General features: G+C 68.2%; 19 protein-coding genes and 2 tRNA genes. 1 reads left to right on the top strand and 20 read right to left on the bottom strand.

The genetic code is table 11. From position 1 onward, the window contains the following. Positions 1-35: 35 nt before the first annotated feature. The 6 genes from IT359_06530 to IT359_06505 form a co-directional block, all read right to left on the bottom strand. Complete coding sequence (locus IT359_06530; GenBank protein MCC6928633.1) at positions 36-959, bottom strand: DUF58 domain-containing protein; 924 nt, start codon at positions 957-959, stop codon at positions 36-38. Between the two features lie 19 nt (positions 960-978). Continuing rightward, positions 979-1,923 carry an AAA family ATPase gene (locus IT359_06525; GenBank protein MCC6928632.1) on the bottom strand — a complete coding sequence of 315 codons (945 nt, stop codon included), beginning with the start codon at positions 1,921-1,923 and terminating at the stop codon, positions 979-981. A gap of 176 nt (positions 1,924-2,099) precedes the next feature. Then, on the bottom strand, positions 2,100-2,993 hold the full coding sequence (locus IT359_06520) for an rRNA pseudouridine synthase (protein MCC6928631.1): 894 nt from the start codon (positions 2,991-2,993) through the stop codon (positions 2,100-2,102). Continuing rightward, positions 2,993-3,535 carry an SMC-Scp complex subunit ScpB gene (scpB, locus tag IT359_06515; protein ID MCC6928630.1) on the bottom strand — a complete coding sequence of 181 codons (543 nt, stop codon included), beginning with the start codon at positions 3,533-3,535 and terminating at the stop codon, positions 2,993-2,995. The genes IT359_06520 and scpB overlap by 1 nt, the downstream gene beginning before the upstream one ends. Continuing rightward, a complete protein-coding gene (locus IT359_06510; protein MCC6928629.1) occupies positions 3,510-4,244 on the bottom strand; it encodes a segregation/condensation protein A in 735 nt (244 codons plus the stop codon). The genes scpB and IT359_06510 overlap by 26 nt, the downstream gene beginning before the upstream one ends. After that, positions 4,244-4,939, bottom strand: coding sequence for a site-2 protease family protein (locus tag IT359_06505; protein ID MCC6928628.1), 696 nt, complete (start codon positions 4,937-4,939; stop codon positions 4,244-4,246). Before IT359_06505 ends, IT359_06510 begins: the two co-directional genes overlap by 1 nt. A 205-nt stretch (positions 4,940-5,144) precedes the next feature. Between IT359_06505 and rpsT the strand changes: the two genes are divergently transcribed. Next, a complete protein-coding gene (gene rpsT, locus IT359_06500; GenBank protein ID MCC6928627.1) occupies positions 5,145-5,390 on the top strand; it encodes a 30S ribosomal protein S20 in 246 nt (81 codons plus the stop codon). Between the two features lie 126 nt (positions 5,391-5,516). Here rpsT and IT359_06495 read toward each other — a convergent pair whose 3' ends face one another. From IT359_06495 to IT359_06430, 14 genes are all read right to left on the bottom strand, one after another. Next, on the bottom strand, positions 5,517-6,491 hold the full coding sequence (locus IT359_06495) for a hypothetical protein (protein ID MCC6928626.1): 975 nt from the start codon (positions 6,489-6,491) through the stop codon (positions 5,517-5,519). Positions 6,492-6,565: 74 nt separating this feature from the next. After that, positions 6,566-7,189 carry a class II aldolase/adducin family protein gene (locus IT359_06490; GenBank protein ID MCC6928625.1) on the bottom strand — a complete coding sequence of 208 codons (624 nt, stop codon included), beginning with the start codon at positions 7,187-7,189 and terminating at the stop codon, positions 6,566-6,568. Between the two features lie 47 nt (positions 7,190-7,236). Then, positions 7,237-8,550 (bottom strand): dihydroorotase, encoded by a 1,314-nt coding sequence (locus IT359_06485; protein ID MCC6928624.1) that lies wholly within the window; start codon positions 8,548-8,550, stop codon positions 7,237-7,239. Between the two features lie 69 nt (positions 8,551-8,619). Next, positions 8,620-9,573 carry an aspartate carbamoyltransferase catalytic subunit gene (locus tag IT359_06480; protein ID MCC6928623.1) on the bottom strand — a complete coding sequence of 318 codons (954 nt, stop codon included), beginning with the start codon at positions 9,571-9,573 and terminating at the stop codon, positions 8,620-8,622. Next, entirely contained in the window at positions 9,570-10,118 is a 549-nt protein-coding gene (gene pyrR / locus IT359_06475) for a bifunctional pyr operon transcriptional regulator/uracil phosphoribosyltransferase PyrR (protein MCC6928622.1), read from the bottom strand. The genes IT359_06480 and pyrR overlap by 4 nt, the downstream gene beginning before the upstream one ends. A gap of 82 nt (positions 10,119-10,200) precedes the next feature. After that, entirely contained in the window at positions 10,201-11,772 is a 1,572-nt protein-coding gene (locus tag IT359_06470; GenBank protein ID MCC6928621.1) for a diguanylate cyclase, read from the bottom strand. A 258-nt stretch (positions 11,773-12,030) separates the two neighbouring features. Continuing rightward, positions 12,031-12,849 carry a signal peptidase II gene (locus IT359_06465; protein MCC6928620.1) on the bottom strand — a complete coding sequence of 273 codons (819 nt, stop codon included), beginning with the start codon at positions 12,847-12,849 and terminating at the stop codon, positions 12,031-12,033. A gap of 326 nt (positions 12,850-13,175) precedes the next feature. Further along, entirely contained in the window at positions 13,176-14,003 is an 828-nt protein-coding gene (locus tag IT359_06460; protein MCC6928619.1) for a hypothetical protein, read from the bottom strand. 343 nt (positions 14,004-14,346) lie between these two features. Next, positions 14,347-14,434 (bottom strand) — tRNA-Ser (locus tag IT359_06455). Positions 14,435-14,521: 87 nt separating this feature from the next. Then, positions 14,522-14,608, bottom strand: a tRNA-Ser gene (locus tag IT359_06450). A gap of 106 nt (positions 14,609-14,714) precedes the next feature. Further along, a complete protein-coding gene (locus IT359_06445; GenBank protein MCC6928618.1) occupies positions 14,715-15,926 on the bottom strand; it encodes a GGDEF domain-containing protein in 1,212 nt (403 codons plus the stop codon). Between the two features lie 127 nt (positions 15,927-16,053). Beyond that, positions 16,054-16,494 carry a nucleoside deaminase gene (locus IT359_06440; GenBank protein ID MCC6928617.1) on the bottom strand — a complete coding sequence of 147 codons (441 nt, stop codon included), beginning with the start codon at positions 16,492-16,494 and terminating at the stop codon, positions 16,054-16,056. Between the two features lie 33 nt (positions 16,495-16,527). Further along, positions 16,528-19,119, bottom strand: coding sequence for an ATP-dependent chaperone ClpB (gene clpB, locus IT359_06435; GenBank protein MCC6928616.1), 2,592 nt, complete (start codon positions 19,117-19,119; stop codon positions 16,528-16,530). 298 nt (positions 19,120-19,417) lie between these two features. Further along, complete coding sequence (locus IT359_06430) at positions 19,418-19,762, bottom strand: hypothetical protein (protein ID MCC6928615.1); 345 nt, start codon at positions 19,760-19,762, stop codon at positions 19,418-19,420. Positions 19,763-19,991 lie beyond the last annotated feature (229 nt).

Below are 19,991 nucleotides of genomic sequence, written 5' to 3'. Positions count from 1 at the left end.
CCGGGGCGTGCATCGCCTCACGATCGCGCGGGCCATCATCCGCGCGCCGCCCGGCGCTCGCGCGCCCGGAAGAAGCGCAGCAACGGCTCGATGTAGCCGCCGCTGGTCGAGATCGGAATCTCGTCGATCGCCAGCCGGCGCAGCATCGCGCGCCGACCGTCCCGCTCCGCTTCAGCCAGTTTGTCGAAGGCGGCGCGGACCGCGCGCGCACTCGTGTCCACGTCCAGCGTCTCCCCCGTCTCGGGATCGACGAGGCGCGCCATCCCCACGTCGGGGAGTGTCGTCTCGCTAGGGTCGTCGAGCGTCGCCACTACCACGTCGTGCCGCTGCCCAAGGAGCTTGAGCGGCCGCTCCAGCCCGCCGTCCTGCAGGTCCGAGATGAGGAAGACGATCGCATGCTGCTTGAGGAGCCCGCGCAGGAAGTCGAGCGCCAGCGCCGTGTTGGTCCCATGCCCGGCGGGTTCGTGCACCAGCACGTCGCGCAGGATGCGCAGCGCGTGACGCCGCCCCTTGCCCGGCGGGACGAAGTGCTCCACGCGATCGGTGTACAAGAGCGCCCCCACGCGATCGTTGTTGCGCACCGCCGACATCGTCAGCACCGCCGCCAGTTCGGTTGCCAGTTCCGACTTGAAGCGACGCACCGTGCCATACCGCTCCGACCCGGATATGTCGACCGCCAGCATCAACGTCAGCTCGCGCTCCTCGATGTAGCGCTTCACGAACGGGCGCCGCATGCGCGCGGTGACGTTCCAGTCGATCGAGCGCACCTCGTCGCCGGGCTGGTACTCGCGCACTTCCGCGAACTCCATCCCCTGCCCCTTGAAGATCGAGCGATACTCGCCCGAAAAAAGCGAGTTCACCAGCCGCCGCGTGCGAAGCTCGACGAGCTTCACCTGTCGCAGCACCTCCGAGGAGATGAGGACCGGGCGTGTGGTACCGCCGGGTGCAAGGGTTGTCATGCGACGTGTGGCACGCGCGTCAGGGCGACTCGACGGTGTCGAGGATCCGCTTCACGATGTCGTCGCTGGTCACGCTCTCCGCCTCGGCCTCGTACGTGGTGAGGACGCGATGCCGCAGCACGTCGGGGGCAATCGCCTTCACATCGTCCGGCGTCACGTAGGTGCGCCCCCGCAGGAAGGCGTGCGCCCGCGACGCCTGCGCCAGCGCAATGGTCGCGCGCGGTGACGCCCCGAACTCGATGAGCGGCGCCAGGTCCTTGAGCCGAGCCTCGGCGGGATAGCGCGTGGCGTGGACGATGTCGACCACGTAGTCGACGATGCGCTCGTCCATGTACAGCTCCGTGATGCGATGCCGCGCCTCGAGGATCGCCTGCGGCGTGGCGATGGCCTGAATGGCGATGGGGTCGCCGCTCGCCATGCGCCGCATGATCTCCTTCTCCTCCTCACGCGACGGATACCCCACGCGCAGCTTGAGCATGAAGCGATCGACCTGCGCCTCGGGGAGCGGGTACGTCCCCTCCTGCTCGATCGGGTTCTGCGTGGCCAGCACGAGGAACGGCTCCTCCAGTCGGAAGGTCTGGCCGCCTAACGTCACCTGCTTCTCCTGCATCGCCTCCAGCAGCGCCGCCTGCACCTTGGCCGGCGCGCGGTTGATCTCGTCGGCCAGCACGATGTTGGCAAAGATCGGCCCGCGCTTGATCGTAAAGCTCCCCGTCGACTGATCGAACACCTGCGTCCCCAACACGTCGGCCGGGAGGAGGTCCGGGGTGAACTGGATGCGCTGGAAGGTGGTGTGGATCGTCTCCGCGAGCGTCCGCACCGTCAGCGTCTTCGCGAGCCCGGGCACCCCTTCCAGGAGCACATGGCCACCAGTGAGGAGCGAGATGAGCAGCCGCTCCACCATGTACTCCTGGCCCACGACGCGCTTTCCCACCTCGCGTTCGACGGCCTGCACCAGCGCCATGTCGTTTGCTGCCTGTGTTGCCACGTGCGCGCTCTCCTCTCGCCGCTGGGGACTCGTCCTGCGGGACAGCGCCCGCTTGTCGCTCTTACACCACCCACGGTCGCGGTTCCGACACCCCAATCACCCCGCTGACACGCGCGTACGTTCGCACGCTCGTTCGCGTCCGGCTCGCGCTCTCAGTCCCGCCGCCGATCGCGACGCGGTTGACGCCCGGACGACGACACGCGGGAACGCTGCCCCCCCTCTCCAGCGCGATCGCGCCGAGCGGCAGGGCGCGAGTCGTCGGTGCGCCGAGCCGCCGGTCGCTGGCGATCGTCGCGCCTGCGCGGCGGCTTCCCGGCGGGAACATCGGTCCCAGTCAGGACCTCGAGCATCGCCGCCTCGCGCGGGCTCAGCTCGCGCCACGCCCCCGGTTGCAGCTCGCCGATGCGCACGGGACCAAACTGGACGCGCTCCAGGCGCTCGACCTCCAACCCTAACGCCGCGCACAGGCGACGCACCTCGCGCGTGCGCCCCTCGCGAATCGCCACCTCGAACGACCAGCGACGGTTCTCCAGCGCCCGCACATTGACCCACGCCGGTTTCACCAGGCCATCCTCCAGCTCCACCCCGCGACGCGCCTCCTCGGCCGCCTGCTTGGCGTTGCCGCGCACCGTGGCCAGGTACACGCGCTCCACCTCCGAGCTGGGATGGGTGAGCCGGTTGGCCCCCTCGCCGTCGTTGGTGAGGAGCAGGACCCCTTCGGTGAGGAAGTCGAGCCGCCCGACGTAGGTCAGCCCCGCGACGTCGGGAACGAGTTCGAAGACGGTGCGGCGCCCCTCGGGATCGTGGCGCGTGGTCATCACCCCCGCGGGCTTGTTGAGCACGAACCAGCGATGCGCGCTCGGCGCCATCTCCACCGCGCGTCCGTCCACCTGCACGCGATCGGTAGAGGGATCGATGCTCTGCCCCACGCGCGCCGGGACACCGTTCACCAGCACGCGCCCCTCGGCAATCATCGCCTCGGCGTGGCGGCGCGATGCGACCCCCGCGCGCGCGAGGGCGCGATGGATCCGCATCGGCTCGCTCATCAGATCGGCTTCGGTTCGGCGCGGAGGGCCACGGCCAGCTCGTCGGCGCGTGGGAGTTCCTCGAGGTGACGCAACGCGAAGTGCTCGAGGAAGAGCGGCGTGGTCCCGTACAGCAGCGGACGCCCGATCCCGTCGCCGCGCCCGGTCACGTCGATGAGGCCGCGCTCGTGCAGCGACTTGAGGACGCCTCCCACGTTCACGCCGCGAATCTCCTCGATCTCGGCCCTACCGATGGGCTGCCGGTACGCAATGATGGCCAGCGTTTCCAGCGACGCCGCCGACAGCCGATGCGGGCGCACCGCCAGCTGCGCACGCTCGATCGCCTCGGTGTACTCGGGGCGCGTGAGGATCTGCCACCCCTCGCCCAGCTCGACGAGTTCGACACCGTGGCCGTTGTGGTCATACGTCTCGCGCAGTTCGTCGAGCGCTGCCTGCACGGCAGCCGGCGACGCCTCGGAATCGAGCGCCGACAGTTCTTCCTTGGGGACAGGGCGCGCGCTCGAGAACAGCGCCGCCTCAAGCAGCTTGGCCAGGGGATTCACGAGTGATGAACACGTTGGCGAACGGAGTCGCCTGCATGAGTTTGAGCTCGCCGCGGCGCGCCAGTTCCAGCAGCGCCAGGAGGGCGGAGAGAATTTCCCACCGCTCGGCGCCCTGCCGCACCACGTCGCGCCACCGCGCGCGCTCGCGCAACGCGAGCAGGCCGCGCACGATGTCGATGGCCCCGTCCACGTCGAGCGCACGCGGAATGACGTCGTGCACCGCCGGGTCCCTCGCCACGCGCAACACGCGATCGATCGCCGAGAGGAGCTCGGCCAGCGAGAGCGCCAGTGGCGAGGGCGGCGGCTCGGCCCCGGTTGGCGAGATGTAGGCACGCGCAAAGCGCGAACGGCGATCCTCGGCACGTCGCTCGAGCACATCGACCACTTCGCGCATCTGCTGGTATTCCAGGAGGCGCCGCACGAGTTCGGCGCGCGGGTCTTCCCACGCGTCGTCGCTCTCGTTGCGCGGGAGGAGCATCTGCGCCTTGATGCGCAGCAGTCGCGCCGCCATCTCGAGGTAGTCGGCCGCCTGGTCGAGCCCGAGGGTGTGGATCTTCCCCAGGAACTGGTCGGCGATACGCGAGATGGGGATGTCGTAGATGTCCACCTTCTCGTCGCGAATGAGCCCGAGCAGGAGGTCCAGCGGCCCCTGGAACTGCGACAGCTCGACGACGAAAGGATGCTCGTGCTCCACGGCGATCGACGACATCACATTCCCAGCGTGAACTGGCTCGGCAGGACAAACTGCGAAATGGCGCGCATGAGCGCGCCGCCGACGATGTTGACGGGCGTCATCCACGCCGAGAGCAGTGGCGCGCCAACGCGCGTCATCATCAGGATCATCAGGATGAAGATCCCGTACATCCCCACCTGCTGGTAGCGAATGGCCCACGCTGGCGGGAGGAGATACTTCATCACGTGCGACCCGTCGAGGGGGGGGATCGGGAGCAGGTTGAACATCGCCAGGATCAGGTTGAACACGATCCCGGTGATGAACATGCGCTGCAGGATGGCCAGCGTGTCGGTGGCAACCGGAAGCACGCGCCCCATGAGTCCCAGCGCGACGATCACCACGGCGCAGAGGAGCGCCAGGGCGAGGTTGGTCACGATCCCCGCCATCGACACGATGATGTCACCGCGCCGGTAGTTGCGGTAATTGCGCGGCATCACCGGCACCGGCTTCGCCCCGCCGAAGATGAAGCCCCCCGTGAAGAACGTCAGCATCGGGAGAAGGATCGTGAAGAACGGGTCGATGTGCTTCAGCGGGTTCCACGTCAGCCGCCCCAACTGGTACGCAGTCGGGTCCCCCTGTTTGAGCGCCGCATAGCCGTGCGCGAACTCGTGGGCGACCATCGAGAACAGCAGCACCGGCGCCACGAGCAGGAACTCCTGGAGCTTGTCCAATGGCTGACGGCGTTTGGGGGGGGTGGAGCGGAAGGACGGGCAAGCTAGTCGGGAGGGAAAGCAGAGTCAAAGCAGCGCGAGGCTCACCAAGCACGCCTCGCCACCGACGGCCAACATGCTGTCGTTGCTTGACATGCCCCCCGCGAGCCAATAGGATTCATGGCTCGCAACCAACCCTAGAACACCGCCCCACCGGAGTTACTTCGTGCCGAATATCGCCTCCGCCGAAAAGAACATGCGGAAGTCCCGCGCCGCGACCGTGCGCAATCGCGCCCAGCGCTCGGCGCTTCGCACGGCGTTGAAAAAGGCGAAGGCCGACGGCGCCTCGCCGGACGTGACCAAGACGGCCATCTCGCTGCTGGATCGCGCTGCCCGCAAGGGGCTCATCCACCGGAACGCCGCCGCCCGTCACAAGAGCCACCTCGACAAGAAGGCCAACGCCGCCAAGTAGCGGTATCCGCGCGACGGTCACACGACCGTCGCGACGAGGGCACACACGAAGCGCGGGGCGATCCGAGTGGATCGCCCCGCGTTCTCGTTCAACCGCGGGCGGCTCAATCGCCGAGTACCTCGCGGCTTACATCGCCGCCAGTTCGCCGCCACACCGCTCGCAGTACCACTCGGTCGGGTAGTTCATCGTCCCGCATTCCTGGCACTTGAGCGTCTTGACCTGCTCGGTGGGCATGTCCTTGAGGAACGACGGGATGCTTCCCGGGGTGAGCGACGACGCCTTTGACGGTCCGGCGAACGGATCGCGCGAGGTCGGAATGCTCGTGGACAGCGGCGTCACCGGGCGGCGAGGCGCGGTGAGGACGGGGGGCGGGAGCAAATCGGCACCCGTCTGCTGTCCTCCCTGCCCCGAGGCCTCCGGCGCCGACAGCGGCGCACTCTCGTGACTGGGGCCATCCACGACCGAGTGGAGAAATGCCAACTCGTCGATCGGCGACGTCTCGCCCTGCGGCGCGATCGAAGCCGTCTCGAGCGCCGAAGCCGCCGCCATCTCCTGTGTCTGCAGCGGTTCGTGCTCGGCGGTGATTTCGTCCGGTGGCGACACGGCGACCGGCTCCGCAGCGGCCACTTCCTCCGCCGGAGCCGCGATGGGCTCGGCAATCGGCGGCGCTACCACCTGGCTCAGGACGTCGGCCACGCGCGCCAGTTCCGCCTCGAGCCCGGAGCGCTCCCCGACCACGCGTCCAATCACCTCGTCGCACGACGCAATGGCGCTGGAGGACTGGTCCGGCGAGAACTCCCCGACCATGGCGCGAAGTTCGAGTTCCGCGCGCTCGTCGCGCTTGCCATTCTCCTCGTCCTGCAACACGGCAATGCGATCGCGCAGCTCCCTTGCCGACGTCTCCAGCTCCTCGGCACGCCCGCGCAGCTTCTGCGTGACCGCGTCCAGACGCCCGAGATAGTCACCCCGCACACGCTCGACGACGTGCGACGGCGAGTTGGCGCGTCGCGCATCGAGTTGCGCCAGCCACCCTTCGTAGCGGCGGCGCTCCTCGAGCAGCGCGGTGAGCGCGTCCATCGGATTCGAATCGAAGCTCGTCATGCGGTTCCCTCGGGTCGGAGCGTATGCAGTCGTCGGGTCTTCATTTGCGCGGCAACGGGCACGTGCGGGCCCCGCTACCTCGCCGCTGGACCACGCGCCGCGCGCGCGCGGGCATCCAGCAGTGCTTGTACCTGCGAAGGCGCGAGTGAGTTCACTCGGCCCAGCATCCTCGCGGTGAGCAGGATCGTCGCGCCGTGCTCGAGGCTCTCCATGCGCTGGAGCGCCATGGAGAGCGTGGACCCGACCGTCGTGGCGCCGTGGTTGGCCATGAGGAAGGCATCGTGCGCGGCAAGGAAGGGTTCGAACGCGTCGGCGAGTGAAGTCGTGCCGGGCATCGCGAAGGGGATCAGCGGGACGTGCCCCACCTGGTGGATCAGTTCGGGAAGGACATCGCTCGCCAGAGTCTCGCCGGCGACCGAGAACGCCGTCGCCGTTGGAGGATGCGCGTGAACGACGGCGTGCACGTCGGGACGACGCTGGTAGATCCGCAGGTGCATCTGCACTTCGGACGATGGCTTCGCCCGTCCATCCAGCACGCGTCCATCGAGCCTCATCTCGACCAGGTCGCTGGTGTGCACATCTACCTTGGAAAGCCCGGAAGGCGTCACGAGAATGCGATCGCCCGCGAGGCGAACCGAGACATTGCCATCGGGTCCCGAAATGAGCCCGCGCGCATAGAGCCGCTGACAGGCTGTCACAATCTCACGCCTGAGCGCGAACGTCCCGCGTGGTGCCATCCAGTCCCCTACGATGTCAGGCGATAGACGATCCGTCCCCCCACAATGGTACAGGTGGCGCGCCCCGTCAGCGACATCCCAGCATACGGCGTGTTGCGTCCCTTGGACAGGAAGGTGGCGGGGTCCACCGACCAGCGCGCCGCCGGGTCGAAGACTGTGATGTCGGCCACACTCCCGCGACGCAGCGTCCCGCCCGGCAGGTGAAAGATCCGCGCCGGTGAACACGACATGCGATCGACGAGCGTCGCGTAGCTGATGATGCCGGGCTCCACGAGGTTGGTCACCATCACCGCCAGCGCCGTCTCCAACCCGATGATGCCGTTGGGCGCATCGGAGAACTCGCGCTCCTTTTCGTCGTAGTGGTGCGGCGCGTGGTCGGTGGCCACGAGATCGATCGTCCCGTCCTTCACCGCCTGCTTGAGATACTCGACGTCCTCCGCCGTGCGGAGCGGCGGATTCATCTTGGCGTTTGTGTTGTAGCCTTCGACGGACTCTTCGGTGAGCGAGAGGTGATGCGGGCACACCTCCGCGGTCACGCGGATGTTGCGGTCCTTTCCCCACCGGATCAGTTCGACCGACGTCCTGGTCGACATGTGGCACAGGTGCACGTGGCCGCCGGTGCGCCGCGCGAGGAGGATGTCGCGAATCACCATGATCTCCTCGGCCTCGCTCGGGATCCCCTTGAGTCCGAGCCGGGCCGAGACGACGCCCTCGTTCATGGCCCCGCCCTTGGCGAGCGTCGGTTCCTCGCAGTGGTCGGCGACGGGGATCTCGAAGGTGCGCGCATATTCGAGCGCCGTGCGCATGAGCTGCGCACTGGCCACCGGCTTGCCGTCATCGCTCACCGCCACGGCGCCGGCGCCGATCATCTCCCCGAACTCGGCGAGCGCCTCACCCTTCTGCCCCACCGAGATGGCGCCGATGGGATAGACGCGCGCCGCCGCGGCACGCATGGCCTGGCGGATGATGAAGCCCACCGCCGCCTGGTTGTCGGTCACCGGGTCGGTGTTGGGCATGGCGCAGACAGCGGTGAAGCCGCCAGCTGCAGCGGCGCGGGCGCCGGTCGCGATGGTCTCCACATCCTCGCGCCCGGGTTCGCGCAGGTGGCAGTGCACGTCGACGAAGCCGGGCGAGACCACCTGTCCGGCGCAGTCGATCTCGACCAGGTCGCCGTCGCGCCGCACGTCGCCTAACGGCGCGCCGGCGTGCTCGATGACGCCGTTGGCGACCAGGACGTCGCCGGTCACGTCGAGGTTGGACGACGGATCGAGGACGCGTCCGTTGCGGAGGAGGACGTACTGGTGCGGCGTGGAGTTGGGCACGTGTGGGACGGGAGACGGGAGAAAGCTTGCCCCAGCGAAGGCTGGGGGGAGGCGGGCGAGGTGCGACCTCTAACCCTTCGCAGCTTCGGCCAGCGCGGGATTGCCGCCGGCCAGGAGGTACAGCACCGCCATGCGGACGGCGACGCCGTTGGTCACCTGGTCGAGGATGACCGAGTGCGGACCATCGGCCACGTCGGAGTCGATCTCGACGCCACGGTTCATGGGGCCGGGATGCATGATGAGGATGTCGCGCGGCGCACGCTCGAGCTTCTCGCGCGTGACGCCGAAGACACGGTTGTACTCGCGCAGCGACGGAATGTAGCCCCCCTGCATGCGCTCCAGCTGCAAGCGGAGGATGTTCAGCGCATCGGCCCACTCGATCGCCTCCTCGATGCGCCGGAACACGTGCACGCCGAGCGACTCCACATGGTTTGGCAGGAGCGATCGCGGGCCGCAGATCGCCACCTCGGCCCCCATCTTCTGCAGCCCCCAGATGTTCGAGCGCGCCACACGCGAGTGCAGCACGTCGCCGCAGATGCAGACGCGCAGCCCCTCCAGCCGCTTGAAGTGATCGCGCAGCGTGAGCATGTCGAGCAGTCCCTGCGTGGGGTGCTCGTGCGTCCCGTCGCCGGCGTTGATCACGTTGGATTCGATGCGCTGCGCCAGGAAGCGCGCCGCCCCCGACGCCGCGTGCCGCACGACGACCATGTCGATCTTCATCGCCTCGAGGTTCCGGGCGGTGTCGACCAGCGTCTCCCCCTTCGAGACGCTCGAACCGGCCGAGGCGACGTTGACGGTGTCGGCGGAGAGGCGCTTCTCGGCGAACTCGAACGAGATGCGCGTGCGCGTCGACGGCTCGAAGAAGAGGTTCACGATCGTCGCACCGCGAAGCGTCGGGACCTTCTTGATCGCCCGGAGCGAAATCTCCTTGAACGGTTCCGCGGTGTCGAGCAGGAGCTGGATCTTCGCCGCCGTGAGTTCCTCCAGTCCCAGCAGGTCCTTTCCGAGGTGCGGCGAGTTCACGCCTCGCCTCCCGTCACCACCGTGACCGCGTCCTCGCCGTCGAGCTCCGACACCTGCACATCCACGCGCGCCGGCTGCACCACGTCGAGCTTCTTCCCCACGATGTCGGCATGAATCGGGAGCTCGCGCCCGCCGCGGTCGACGAGGACGGCGAGGGCAATTCGCGACGGCCGCCCGAAGTCTGCCAGTTCGTCGAGTGCGGCGCGGATCGTTCGCCCGGTATACAGCACGTCGTCGACGATCACGACGCGCTGGCGATCGATCAACCAGGGGAGGTGCGTCTTCCCCACCACCGGTCGCGGCCCCACGGTCTGGAGGTCGTCGCGGTAGAGCGTGATGTCGAGCGCGCCGCGCGGTAGCTGTACGCCCTCGCGCTCCCTGATCATCTCGACCAGTCGGTCGGCCAGCTGCACCCCGCGGCGCTGGATGCCAACCAGGATCAGGTCATCGGTTCCATCAAACAGCTCGACGATTTCGTCGGCCATGCGGCGCAGCGTTCTCGCCACGGCCCGGGCGTCGAGCGCGATCGATCGCGTGGATGCCATGAGCGGCCAATATGCGCCGTCCCCTGGTCAAAATGAAGCGGCGCGCGTGCCCCGCCGCGGCCGGCGGCGGAGCGCCGGAGCGCTAAACGCCCACCGGAGCGGGCGGGGCCGACGGCAGGCGCGACGGCGTGCGCCGGCGCCGGTCCTTCTTCTGCTCGTACAGCATCGAGTCCGCCGCCGCCATCAGCTCCTCGATCGACGGGGGGGCGTCGGGGTCGAAGCGGGCGGCGCCCACGCTGAACGAGAGGCGGTAAGGGAAGCCGTCGCACTCGTTGCGCTCGAGAAGCTCGCGCCGCAGGCGCTGGATGATGATCTCGCTCCCCGACTTCCCGGCGTCGGTCGCCAGCACGACGAACTCGTCGCCGCCCAGCCGCGCGATGATGTCGGAATCGCGGAACGTGTGCTTGAGAATCTCCGAGGCCCGCCGCAGCGCCGTGTCGCCCTCGTGATGCCCGAACGTGTCGTTGATCTCCTTGAAGTCATCCATGTCGATGAACAGGAGGACCAACTCGCGATGTCCGCGCCGCGCCAGCTTGAGCTGCTGCTGCGCGAGGGTGAGGAAGCCGCGTCGGTTGTAGAGCCCCGTGAGTTCGTCGATCAGCGAGAGGGCGCGCAGTGCGTCCTCCTGGCGGCGCCGCTCGGTGATGTCGCGCGAGGTGATGGCCACGCCATCGACCATCGGCACCACCTGATGATGGATCCATGCGGCGTGGAAGTCGCGCGACGTGACTTCGCACTCCTCCTCCAGCACCACCCCTGTCTCCATCACCCGCCGGTACTTCTCGACAAAGCCGAGTGTGCGGTTGGCGGGGATCAACTCGCACAGGCGCTGCCCCAGCACCTGGGCGCGCTGGTGTCCGAGCAGCGACTCGGCGCGCGCGTTGAGGTCGACGAACTCGAAGTCCATCACGCTCCCGTTCGCGTCACGCAAGGCGCGCAGGACGTAGAAGGCATCCAGGCTCCCGTCGGTCGCGGCGCGCAGGCGTCCCTCGCTCTCGAGGATCGCCGCCTCGGCCGCCTGACGCATCGCGAAGTCGTTGCGCACGATGAGGAAGGCCAGCGGCGCGAGGATGACCACCAGGAGGAGCCCGAACCGGAGGATGAAATCGGCGCGGTTGGCCCCCTCGTGCGCGGCCACGGTGCGCGATTGCAGCTCTGCGACGTGCCGGCGGCGCACGACGCCAATGAGCGCGTCGAGCGCGTCGGTGTCTGACGAGTCACCGCGCGTCGCGAGCAGTGCGGCCGCCTGCGCCGGCGCCCCGTCATCGTGCAGCGACATGGACCACTCGAGGCGTTGCAGCCGATGGCGCACCAGCGTGTCGAGCGCTTCCGCCTCGCGCCGCGCGATCGGATCGGCGCCGGCACGCGAGGCGTAGGCCATGACAAGGGCACGCGCCGAATCGCCGGCGACTTGCACCTGACGGCGCGATCGGTCGTCCCCAATGAGCAAGTGCGTGCGCGCCGCCGCATCGGCCTGCGACATGGCGGCCGCCACCCCGTCCGCCGCCGCCACCGATTCCTGCGCGTGCGCCACCCGGTCGGTGGTGCGCAGCAGTTCACGCGTGTTCCGATACGACACCACCCCGGTCGCCAGGAGGATGGCGACCGCCGCGGCAAACGCGAGGGTGAGTTTTTGGCCGATCGAAAGGCGCATGCGGGGCGCGTGCGAGAGTCGGGCGGAAGAAACCGCCTACCATCAAACGCATGAGCATGGTTCGCGTCACCAAACCACCCGGCCATCGCTGCCGCCCCGGTCGGGGATACCCTTCACCCGGCACCTGTTGCCGCCCCTCAGGTGCCGACGGCACGCTACAGTCGACGGCGCGGGGCGGTGAACGGCGCGGGGCGGCCGATGGCGAGTCAGCCGATGGCGAGTTAGCCGACGGCGTGCGGAAAGCGACCGCGCGTCAGGTCAGATGCTCGAGTCGCCGCGTTCCAAGTCGCGCGCGATCTGGCGCAGCGCGTGTCCCGATCGATCAGCGGGGGGCGTCGAGATATCGCCGACGACCCCGTGCCGCCGCCCGGCGTCGCGGATGTCGATCACCTCCACCGCTTCGTCGACCGGCGCCGTGTCGGCCACCAGGCGAACGGCGGGAGCCACGCGATTCCAGTCGGCGATGACCAGATCCGGGACGCGATGCGGCTGGCGGGCCACTTCGCGATCGAACCGGCTCTGGGCGCCCAACGACTGCTTGAGCGCCGCCTTCTCGTGGAACAGGTCGGGAATGGGGGCAACCGCACGGGCGCGCGACTCCTTGAATAGCGCCAGCACCACCAGCGCCCCCGTCCTCACGATCATCGCCAACCCGGTGTACGCTGCCACATCGGCCACGTTGAGCGCAATCCCGAACTCCGCTGCGTCGAGTTGGATGAAGTCGACCACCCCGTACGGCGACGTCACGAGGCTGGCGAGGTTGCCGAGCGCACCACCAACGATGAGCCCCAGCGCGCGCGGCGCCGTGGGATCGATGCGCGCCAGGTCGCGCGTGACGGGGACCATGAAGACGATCGCCGCCAGGGTGAGCGCGAGATTCAGCTGCCAGGTATAAATCCCCGCCGACCACCCGAACGCGCCCTTGTCGTTATGCACCACGGCGAAATGGAGCCACGGCGCAAACCACGTGGCTTCGGCCGACAGGAGTTCCTTGGCCGCCGCCTTCGTGGCGAGGTCACCGACCGTCACCAGGATGGCGATACGCGACAGCAGGGTGAGGTGCCGATTCTCCGTCACGAGATTGGCCGCAACCGTTCAGGAAAAGGTCCGGGGACGAGGACGTGTGTCAGGGCGGGCATCGCCGCGATCAGCCGGGCCGGGAATGCGCGGGTGAGGCGTCGCGCGTTCCCGGCCTCAGCAATATAGCGAGGCAGGAGGTGTGCCATCCATCACAAACTGCCAGTGCGTCAACTCACCCTGTGCCGAGCCACCCCGGAGGCCCGGAACGTGGCGCCCGAGCGACATGGCGTCGCACCGGCATACCGTGCCCGGGCCGCTCGGGAGCGCGCAAGAGGCAGCTACTTCCTCCTCATCGCAGCGGCCACCGGAAACCTGCGGGCGCCCTACTGCAGCGAGTCGAGCTTGGCCTTGAGGCGCGGGTTATCCGGCGTTGCCTTGAGCAGCTCGGTGAGAGTGGCGCGCGCAGCATCCTTCTGGCCGAGCGCCGCCTGCGCGTCGGCGCGGAGGATACCGGTGCTGAACACCAACCGCCGGTTGTCGGCCGGGATCATGAGCCCGTCCAGCGCCGCCAGCGCCCCCACGGCGTCCTTTCGATCGCGCAGCGTGGATTCGATCTGCATGATCATGACGGTGGTGTCGCCCGGAAGGCGGCGCGCCATATCGGAAATAAGCGCCGCCGCTTCCTCGCCTTTCCCGTTCTTCCGGTCGAGCATGGCCTGGTGGTACTGCCCCGCCAGCAGGAGGCGTCCCACGTCTTCAGGGTCGCCCGTGCGCAGCCCCACGCCGCCGGCGTACGAGTAGACCAGTTCCCCCCCCTCTTCCCCCGTTTCGTACAGGAAGAAGAGTCCGACCAGCCCGACGGCCGCTGAGCCGAAGCGGAGGGCGCGCTGCCTCCCACCGCTGAGCGCCAGCGCGCCGAGTTCGAGGAGGACGACGCCGAAGAAGATGTTGCGCGTCGTTTCCCCGGCCTCCTCGTGCTTCACCACTACCGGTCGCGAACCGGGAACTCGCTCCACCGGTCCGTGCGCGTCGATCCCCGACTTCACGGCGACGGCAGAAGCGATGGTGCCGAGGATGAGGAGCGCGGTCGCCGCCTGGTTCGTCCACGCGAGCTTTCCGGTGAGGGAGACCAACCGGAAGAGGACGCCGACGATCAGGAGGGCGATCACGAAGTGAACCACCTGCGGATGGAGCGCGGCGATGTTGGACATGCGCGGCGATTGGCTGGAGGTCTGGAGCGGATGGGGTGGCCGGACGAATTCACGCGGCGAGCCGGGACAAGGCGAAACTGTTCGTCGGATCGCCAGAGTTCAATTGCGGGGGTAGGAGGCGGAAGGGTTGGGGGAGGTTTGGGAGACTTGGGCAGCTGGAGAATTGGGGTCAAAGTCATCGAGAACTTGGTTCGATGACTCTGGTACCGAACTGCCCCATGTTGCCACCCGCCCCCACCCACCCCCGCGCCGCGAATGCCACAATCTGCGCGTTCGCGCATGAACGCACGGAAAACGCGAACGGCCTCCCGAGGGAGGCCGTTCGCGTGGGCGTTGGCCCGGACGGACGGGGAGGGATTCGAACCCTCGGTACGCTTTTGACGTACACACACTTTCCAGGCGTGCGCCTTAAACCACTCGGCCACCCGTCCAACGCTGGCGAGATCCGTTGCCAAGCGACAACGCGCCGGAAAGTCGCTCCGGCGCGTCGATCGCGCGGAATTCGCGCGGAGTCTGGACGGACAGGGTGGGATTCGAACCCACGGTACCGTTACCGGTACACCGGTTTTCGAGACCGGCTCCTTCAGCCACTCGGACACCTGTCCAAAAGAGACGCGAAGAATATTCGGGTGACGAGGTGGAGTCAACGAGGGACACTGTCGTCACGCCACGCGTCGACGGTCGCTCACCCGTGGGAGATCCGCCTCCCGCTCAGCCGGCAACGATCACGCGCCACGGCCCGCTTTCGGGACGCGTGATGGACGAGACGCTCACGCGATTGCGCCCGCCGCGCTTGGCGTCCAGCAGTCGCTGGTCGGCGGCATGCAGCAGCGTGCGCACGTCCTCGCCGTCGAGCGAGGCCGTCGCGATGCCGGCCGACGCCGTCAGCCGCAACTCCGACCCGGACGGGAGCAGGATCGTGTGCGACGCGATCTCCAGGCGGAGCTGCTCCATCTTGCCGAACGCCTCGGGGAGGCGCGTGTCGGGAAAGGCGATCGCGAACTCCTCGCCGCCGTAGCGGGCCACGAGGTCGGTGCGGCGCAGCGAGCGTCGCATCACCGACGCCACGACTTGCAGCGCGGCATCGCCGGCGTCGTGCCCATGCTCGTCGTTGACGCGCTTGAAGTGGTCGATGTCGAGCAGGGCCACGCAGAGCGGCCGCCGCGTGCGCCGCTCGCGCACCAGCTCATCCTGCAGCCGTTCCTCGAAGAAGGCGCGGTTCATGACCTTGGTGAGCGCATCGTGCGTCGACGAGATCCGCAGCTGCAACGACTGCCGCACGATGGCGGCGCTCAGCACGGTGAACGCCACCAGGAAGACGACGCGCCCCAGCTGGTGCCCCCATACGAACTCGCCGTGCAGCAGGACGTCGCTGGTCGCCTCGATTGGCCAGCGCAACCAGGCCAGCCCAGCGACCACCACGTACTCCGCGATGGCCAGCAGGCCGGCGAAGATCGTGACGCGTACGTCCCAGCGCAGGCACGTGGCCCCGATCGCCATGAAGTACGCGATGAACGTGGTGCGCGAGTTGGCGGCCGCCGACGGAAAGCCCTGGGCGAGGTAGGCGAGCTGCGTGACCGATACGAGGGTGACGTCGAAGGCGCTGGTCAGGATGGCGAGCCGCCGGCTGCGATCGTTGCGCCTGGCGACGCGGTAGATGATGGCCGAGACGACGAGCCCCGCCAGCACCGTCGCCAACGCGCTCAGGTTCTCGCGCACGCCGACATGCTTCACCCCGTACATGCTCACCAGCGGGACGGCCGCGATGGCGCTCATGAGCGCCATGCGGACGCGCGCCACGAGCAGCTCCCCCTCCGACCCGGCGTCAATGACCGCGACATCCGGACCGGACGAGAAGAAGCCCCGCCACTCGGCGGGGCGGGGAATCAGCTGCAAGGGGACGTGCGGGGGGGTCGGCGGCATCTACGGGACGGGTCGCTTCACCCCAAGGACGCTGCACGGCCGGAAACGTCATGCCCACGCCAGCGGCCGTGTCACGTCGCCGCTGTCACTCCGTCACGGTCGCGCCGTCACGGGTACTCCGTCACCGTCACCCCACCGCGTCGCGGCGCGCGGCGAAGAAATCGCGCAGGATGGCGCCGCAGGCGTCGGCCTCTACCCCGCCCTGCACCTCGGGCCGGTGATTGAGCCGGTGGTGGCGCAACAGGTCCTCGACCGAGCCGGCCATCCCCGCCTTCTCATCCCACGCGCCGAAGACGACGCGATCCACGCGCGCCAGCACCAGCGCCCCCGCGCACATCGCGCACGGCTCGAGTGTCACGTACAGCGTGCACCCCGCCAGCCGCCACGCCCCCAGCATCCGCGACGCCTGTCGCAGGGCGACCATCTCGGCGTGCGCCGTGGGATCCTGGTCGCGGACCGTCCGGTTTCCCGATGCGCCGATGGCGACCCCCTCATGCACGACGATGGCGCCGACGGGGACCTCGCCCGCGCCGGCGCCGTCGCGGGCCAGCGCGAGGGCGTCCCGCATCCACCGATGATCGTCGGCACGTGCCACGGCGCGCTATGCCACCTTGTCGAAGTGCAACGTCCCGTCAGCTGCCACGACCGTGCGAATCGTGTCGCCGTCGCTGAAACGCCCGTCGAGGATGGCCAGCGCCAACGGATTCTGGAGCAGCCGCTGGATGGCGCGCTTGAGCGGGCGCGCGCCGAACGCGGGATCGTACCCCTCGTCGGCAACGAGCGCCTTGGCCTCGTCGGTGAGCTCCAGCGTGATCTTGCGCTCGGCGAGGAGCTTGCGGAGTCTCGCCAGTTGCAACTCCACGATGTGCCCGATCTGCTCGCGACCCAGCGGGCGGAAGACGATGATGTCGTCGACGCGGTTGAGGAACTCCGGCTTGAACTGCTGCCGCAGCGCCCCCAGCACGCTCGTCTCGACCAGCGTCCAGTCGCTCCCCGCGTGCTCGAGGATGAACGACGAACCCACGTTCGAGGTCATGATGATCACGACGTTGCGGAAGTCGACCGTGCGCCCCTGCGAATCGGTGAGGCGCCCGTCGTCGAGGATCTGCAGCAGGATGTTGAAGACGTCGGGGTGCGCCTTCTCGATCTCGTCGAACAGGACCACCTGGTACGGGCGGCGGCGCACGGCCTCCGTCAGCTGCCCTCCTTCCTCGTAGCCCACGTAGCCCGGCGGCGCCCCGATGAGGCGCGCGACCGCGTGCTTCTCCATGTACTCCGACATGTCGATGCGGACCATCGCCGTCTCGTCGTCGAACAGGAACTCGGCGAGCGCGCGCGCGGTCTCCGTCTTCCCGACGCCCGTGGGGCCGAGGAAGATGAAGGAGCCGATGGGGCGATTGGGATCCTGCAGGCCGGCGCGCGAACGGCGCACGGCGTTGCTCACCGCGACCACCGCCTCCCGCTGCCCCACGACGCGCCGCGCCAGTTCGTCCTCCAGCTTCGTGAGTCGCTCGCGCTCGGTCTCCATCATCCGGGTGACCGGGATCCCGGTCCATCGCGACACGACCTCCGCAATGTCGTCGGCGGTGACTTCCTCCTTCAGGAAGCGGCGCCCCTCGGTGGAGGTCGAGGCCAGTTGCGCCTCCACGTCCTTGAGCTGGCGCTCCAACTGCGGAATGGTGCCGTACTGGATCTCGGCGGCCCGCCCCAGGTCGCCGCTGCGCGTGGCCTGCTCGGCGGCCGTCTTGGCGGCGTCGATTTCCTCCTTGATCTTCCCCACCGCACCTAACGATTCCTTCTCGCGCTGCCACTGCGCCTTCATCCCCGCCGAGGTCTCGCGCGCCTCGGCGAGCTCGCGCTCGAGCACCTGGCGGCGCTCGACGGCGGCGGGGTCGACCTCCTTCTGCAGCGCCTGACGCTCGATCTCCAGCTGCACGATGCGGCGCTCCACCTCGTCGATCTCCTGCGGCATCGAGTCGATCTCGATGCGCAGGCGCGACGCCGACTCGTCGACCAGGTCGATGGCCTTGTCGGGGAGGAAGCGGTCGCCGATGTAGCGGTTGGACAAGGTGGCCGCAGCCACGATGGCGCCGTCGGTGATGCGCACGCCATGGTGCGCCTCGTAGCGTTCCTTGAGCCCGCGCAGGATCGCGATCGTGCTCTCCACGCTCGGTTCGCCGACAAAGACCGGCTGGAAGCGCCGCTCCAGCGCGGGGTCCTTCTCCACGTGCTTGCGGTACTCGTCGAGCGTGGTGGCGCCCACCACGCGCAGCTCGCCGCGCGCCAGCATCGGCTTGAGCATGTTGCCGGCGTCCATGGAGCCCTCGGCCTTTCCCGCCCCAACCAGCGTGTGCATCTCGTCGATGAAGACGATGAAGAGCCCCTCGGCGTCGGCGATCTCCTTGAGGACCGCCTTGAGGCGCTCCTCGAACTCGCCGCGGTACTTGGCGCCGGCAATCAGCGCCCCCAGGTCCAGCGAGATGAGGCGCTTGTTCTTGAGCCCTTCCGGCACGTCGCCGTTGATGATGCGCGAGGCGAGCCCCTCGGCGATCGCCGTCTTGCCCACGCCGGGTTCGCCGATGAGGACCGGGTTGTTCTTGGTGCGACGCGACAGCACCTGCATCACGCGCCGGATCTCCTCGTCTCGCCCGATGACGGGATCGAGCTTGCCCTTGCGCGCCTGCTCGGTGAGGTCGCGCGTGAAGCGCTGCAGCGCCTGGTACTTGTCCTCCGGCGTCTGGTCGGTGACGCGATGCGAGCCACGCACCGCCTGCAGCGCCGACAGGAGTTCGGCGCGGTCGGCGCCGGCAGCCGCAAGGAGGCCCCGGCTCTCCGTCCCCTTCACGTCGGCCAGGGCGAGCAGCAGGTGTTCCGTTGAGACGAAGTCGTCGCCGAGCCCGCGCGCCTCTTCTTCAGCGCGATCGACGATCTGCGTCATCTCGCGCGACAGCGAGGGTTGCGCCCCGCTCTGCCGGGGATAGCGCGCCATCTCGCGGTCCACGCCCTCGCGCAGCGACGGGACCTGCACGCCCATCTTCTGCAGGATGGGAACGACGATCCCCTCGTCCTGCCCGAGCAAGGCGTGCAGGAGATGGAGGTCGTAGACGAGCGGGTTGCCGTTTCGCCGCGCGAGGGCGAGGGCCTCGTTGAGCGCTTCGGTGGACTTAACCGTCAGGCGATCCGGATTGATCATCGACTCGTGGGGTCGGCGTGGGGACGTTCAGGAGGAAATCCAACCGCTCACCGCCGTCTCGGCAACGGGGATGCCGCCCCGGATTGGCCGAATTGGCCGATTTCCTCGCATCACTCGCCGCACTGCCGGCATGCACGGCGGTGGCGATCCGCGACCATGCCGAGTTGGCGGATGTGGCGATCGGTGACTCGCGACCTCGAGGGCGAAAGCGCCGCGGGTAGAGGATCGGTGGGTGCTAGAAAGCGAAGCGCCGCGGCGTCTCAAGGATGCCGCGGCGCCGTGGTTGCGGGCCGGTCGCTTACTTCATGACGATCATCTTTCGGAAGATCGGCTTGCCGTCGATCTCGAGGCGATAGACATACACCCCGGAAGCGACTTCGCGACCGTTCGCGAGGTACTTGCCATCCCAGTACGCTGTGTACTGTCCACACGTGAGCAACACGTTGCTGAGGGGCTGACCGCCTGCCACACTCGACGAGCCCCCCTGAAGAGCGGGTGTGCCGACGAATTGGGCGAGGACGTTGTAGATCTTCAGCGAAACGCGGTACTGGCGTCCTGCATCGGCGCAAGTTGGCGCCCCACCAATCGAAAACGGTATGGTCGTTTCGAGGTTGAACGGGTTGGGATAGTTCTGCCCAAGCACCGACCCTGAAACGGGGTCTCGCGTCGATTGTTGTGTCGCCTGGGCCGCTGCGGACCGTGTTGCCAACGCGCAGAGAGCAAGCACCAGACCTCGTGCCGCCCATCGTAGCGTCATGTGTCCTTCTCCAACTGACAAAGTAGAAGTGCGGGAGCTAACTCCTGAAAGCGGTTTGGGTTCCGACTGGTGGGGCGAACATAGGAATCGGGGTGAAGCGTGTCAAGAAAGTGAA

The organism is Gemmatimonadaceae bacterium (genome assembly GCA_020852815.1).
Taxonomy (GTDB): Bacteria; Gemmatimonadota; Gemmatimonadetes; order Gemmatimonadales; family Gemmatimonadaceae; genus SCN-70-22.
The sequence above is the reverse complement of the archived record's forward strand: the minus strand, read 5'-3'. Positions and strand labels throughout refer to the sequence as shown.

Excerpts from the sequence above, each read along its gene's own strand:
- IT359_06530 (MCC6928633.1), bottom strand. The coding sequence starts at position 959 with ATGACAACCCTTGCACCCGGCGGTACCACACGCCCGGTCCTCATCTCC.
- IT359_06460 (MCC6928619.1), bottom strand. The coding sequence starts at position 14,003 with ATGTCCAACATCGCCGCGCTCCATCCGCAGGTGGTTCACTTCGTGATC.
- IT359_06445 (MCC6928618.1), bottom strand. The coding sequence starts at position 15,926 with ATGCCGCCGACCCCCCCGCACGTCCCCTTGCAGCTGATTCCCCGCCCC.
- IT359_06510 (MCC6928629.1), bottom strand. The coding sequence starts at position 4,244 with ATGTCGTCGATCGCCGTGGAGCACGAGCATCCTTTCGTCGTCGAGCTG.
- pyrR (MCC6928622.1), bottom strand. The coding sequence starts at position 10,118 with ATGGCATCCACGCGATCGATCGCGCTCGACGCCCGGGCCGTGGCGAGA.
- IT359_06470 (MCC6928621.1), bottom strand. The coding sequence starts at position 11,772 with ATGCGCCTTTCGATCGGCCAAAAACTCACCCTCGCGTTTGCCGCGGCG.
- IT359_06440 (MCC6928617.1), bottom strand. The coding sequence starts at position 16,494 with ATGCGGGACGCCCTCGCGCTGGCCCGCGACGGCGCCGGCGCGGGCGAG.
- IT359_06525 (MCC6928632.1), bottom strand. The coding sequence starts at position 1,923 with ATGGCGCTGGTGCAGGCCGTCGAACGCGAGGTGGGAAAGCGCGTCGTG.
- IT359_06495 (MCC6928626.1), bottom strand. The coding sequence starts at position 6,491 with ATGACGAGCTTCGATTCGAATCCGATGGACGCGCTCACCGCGCTGCTC.
- IT359_06520 (MCC6928631.1), bottom strand. The coding sequence starts at position 2,993 with ATGAGCGAGCCGATGCGGATCCATCGCGCCCTCGCGCGCGCGGGGGTC.
- clpB (MCC6928616.1), bottom strand. The coding sequence starts at position 19,119 with ATGATCAATCCGGATCGCCTGACGGTTAAGTCCACCGAAGCGCTCAAC.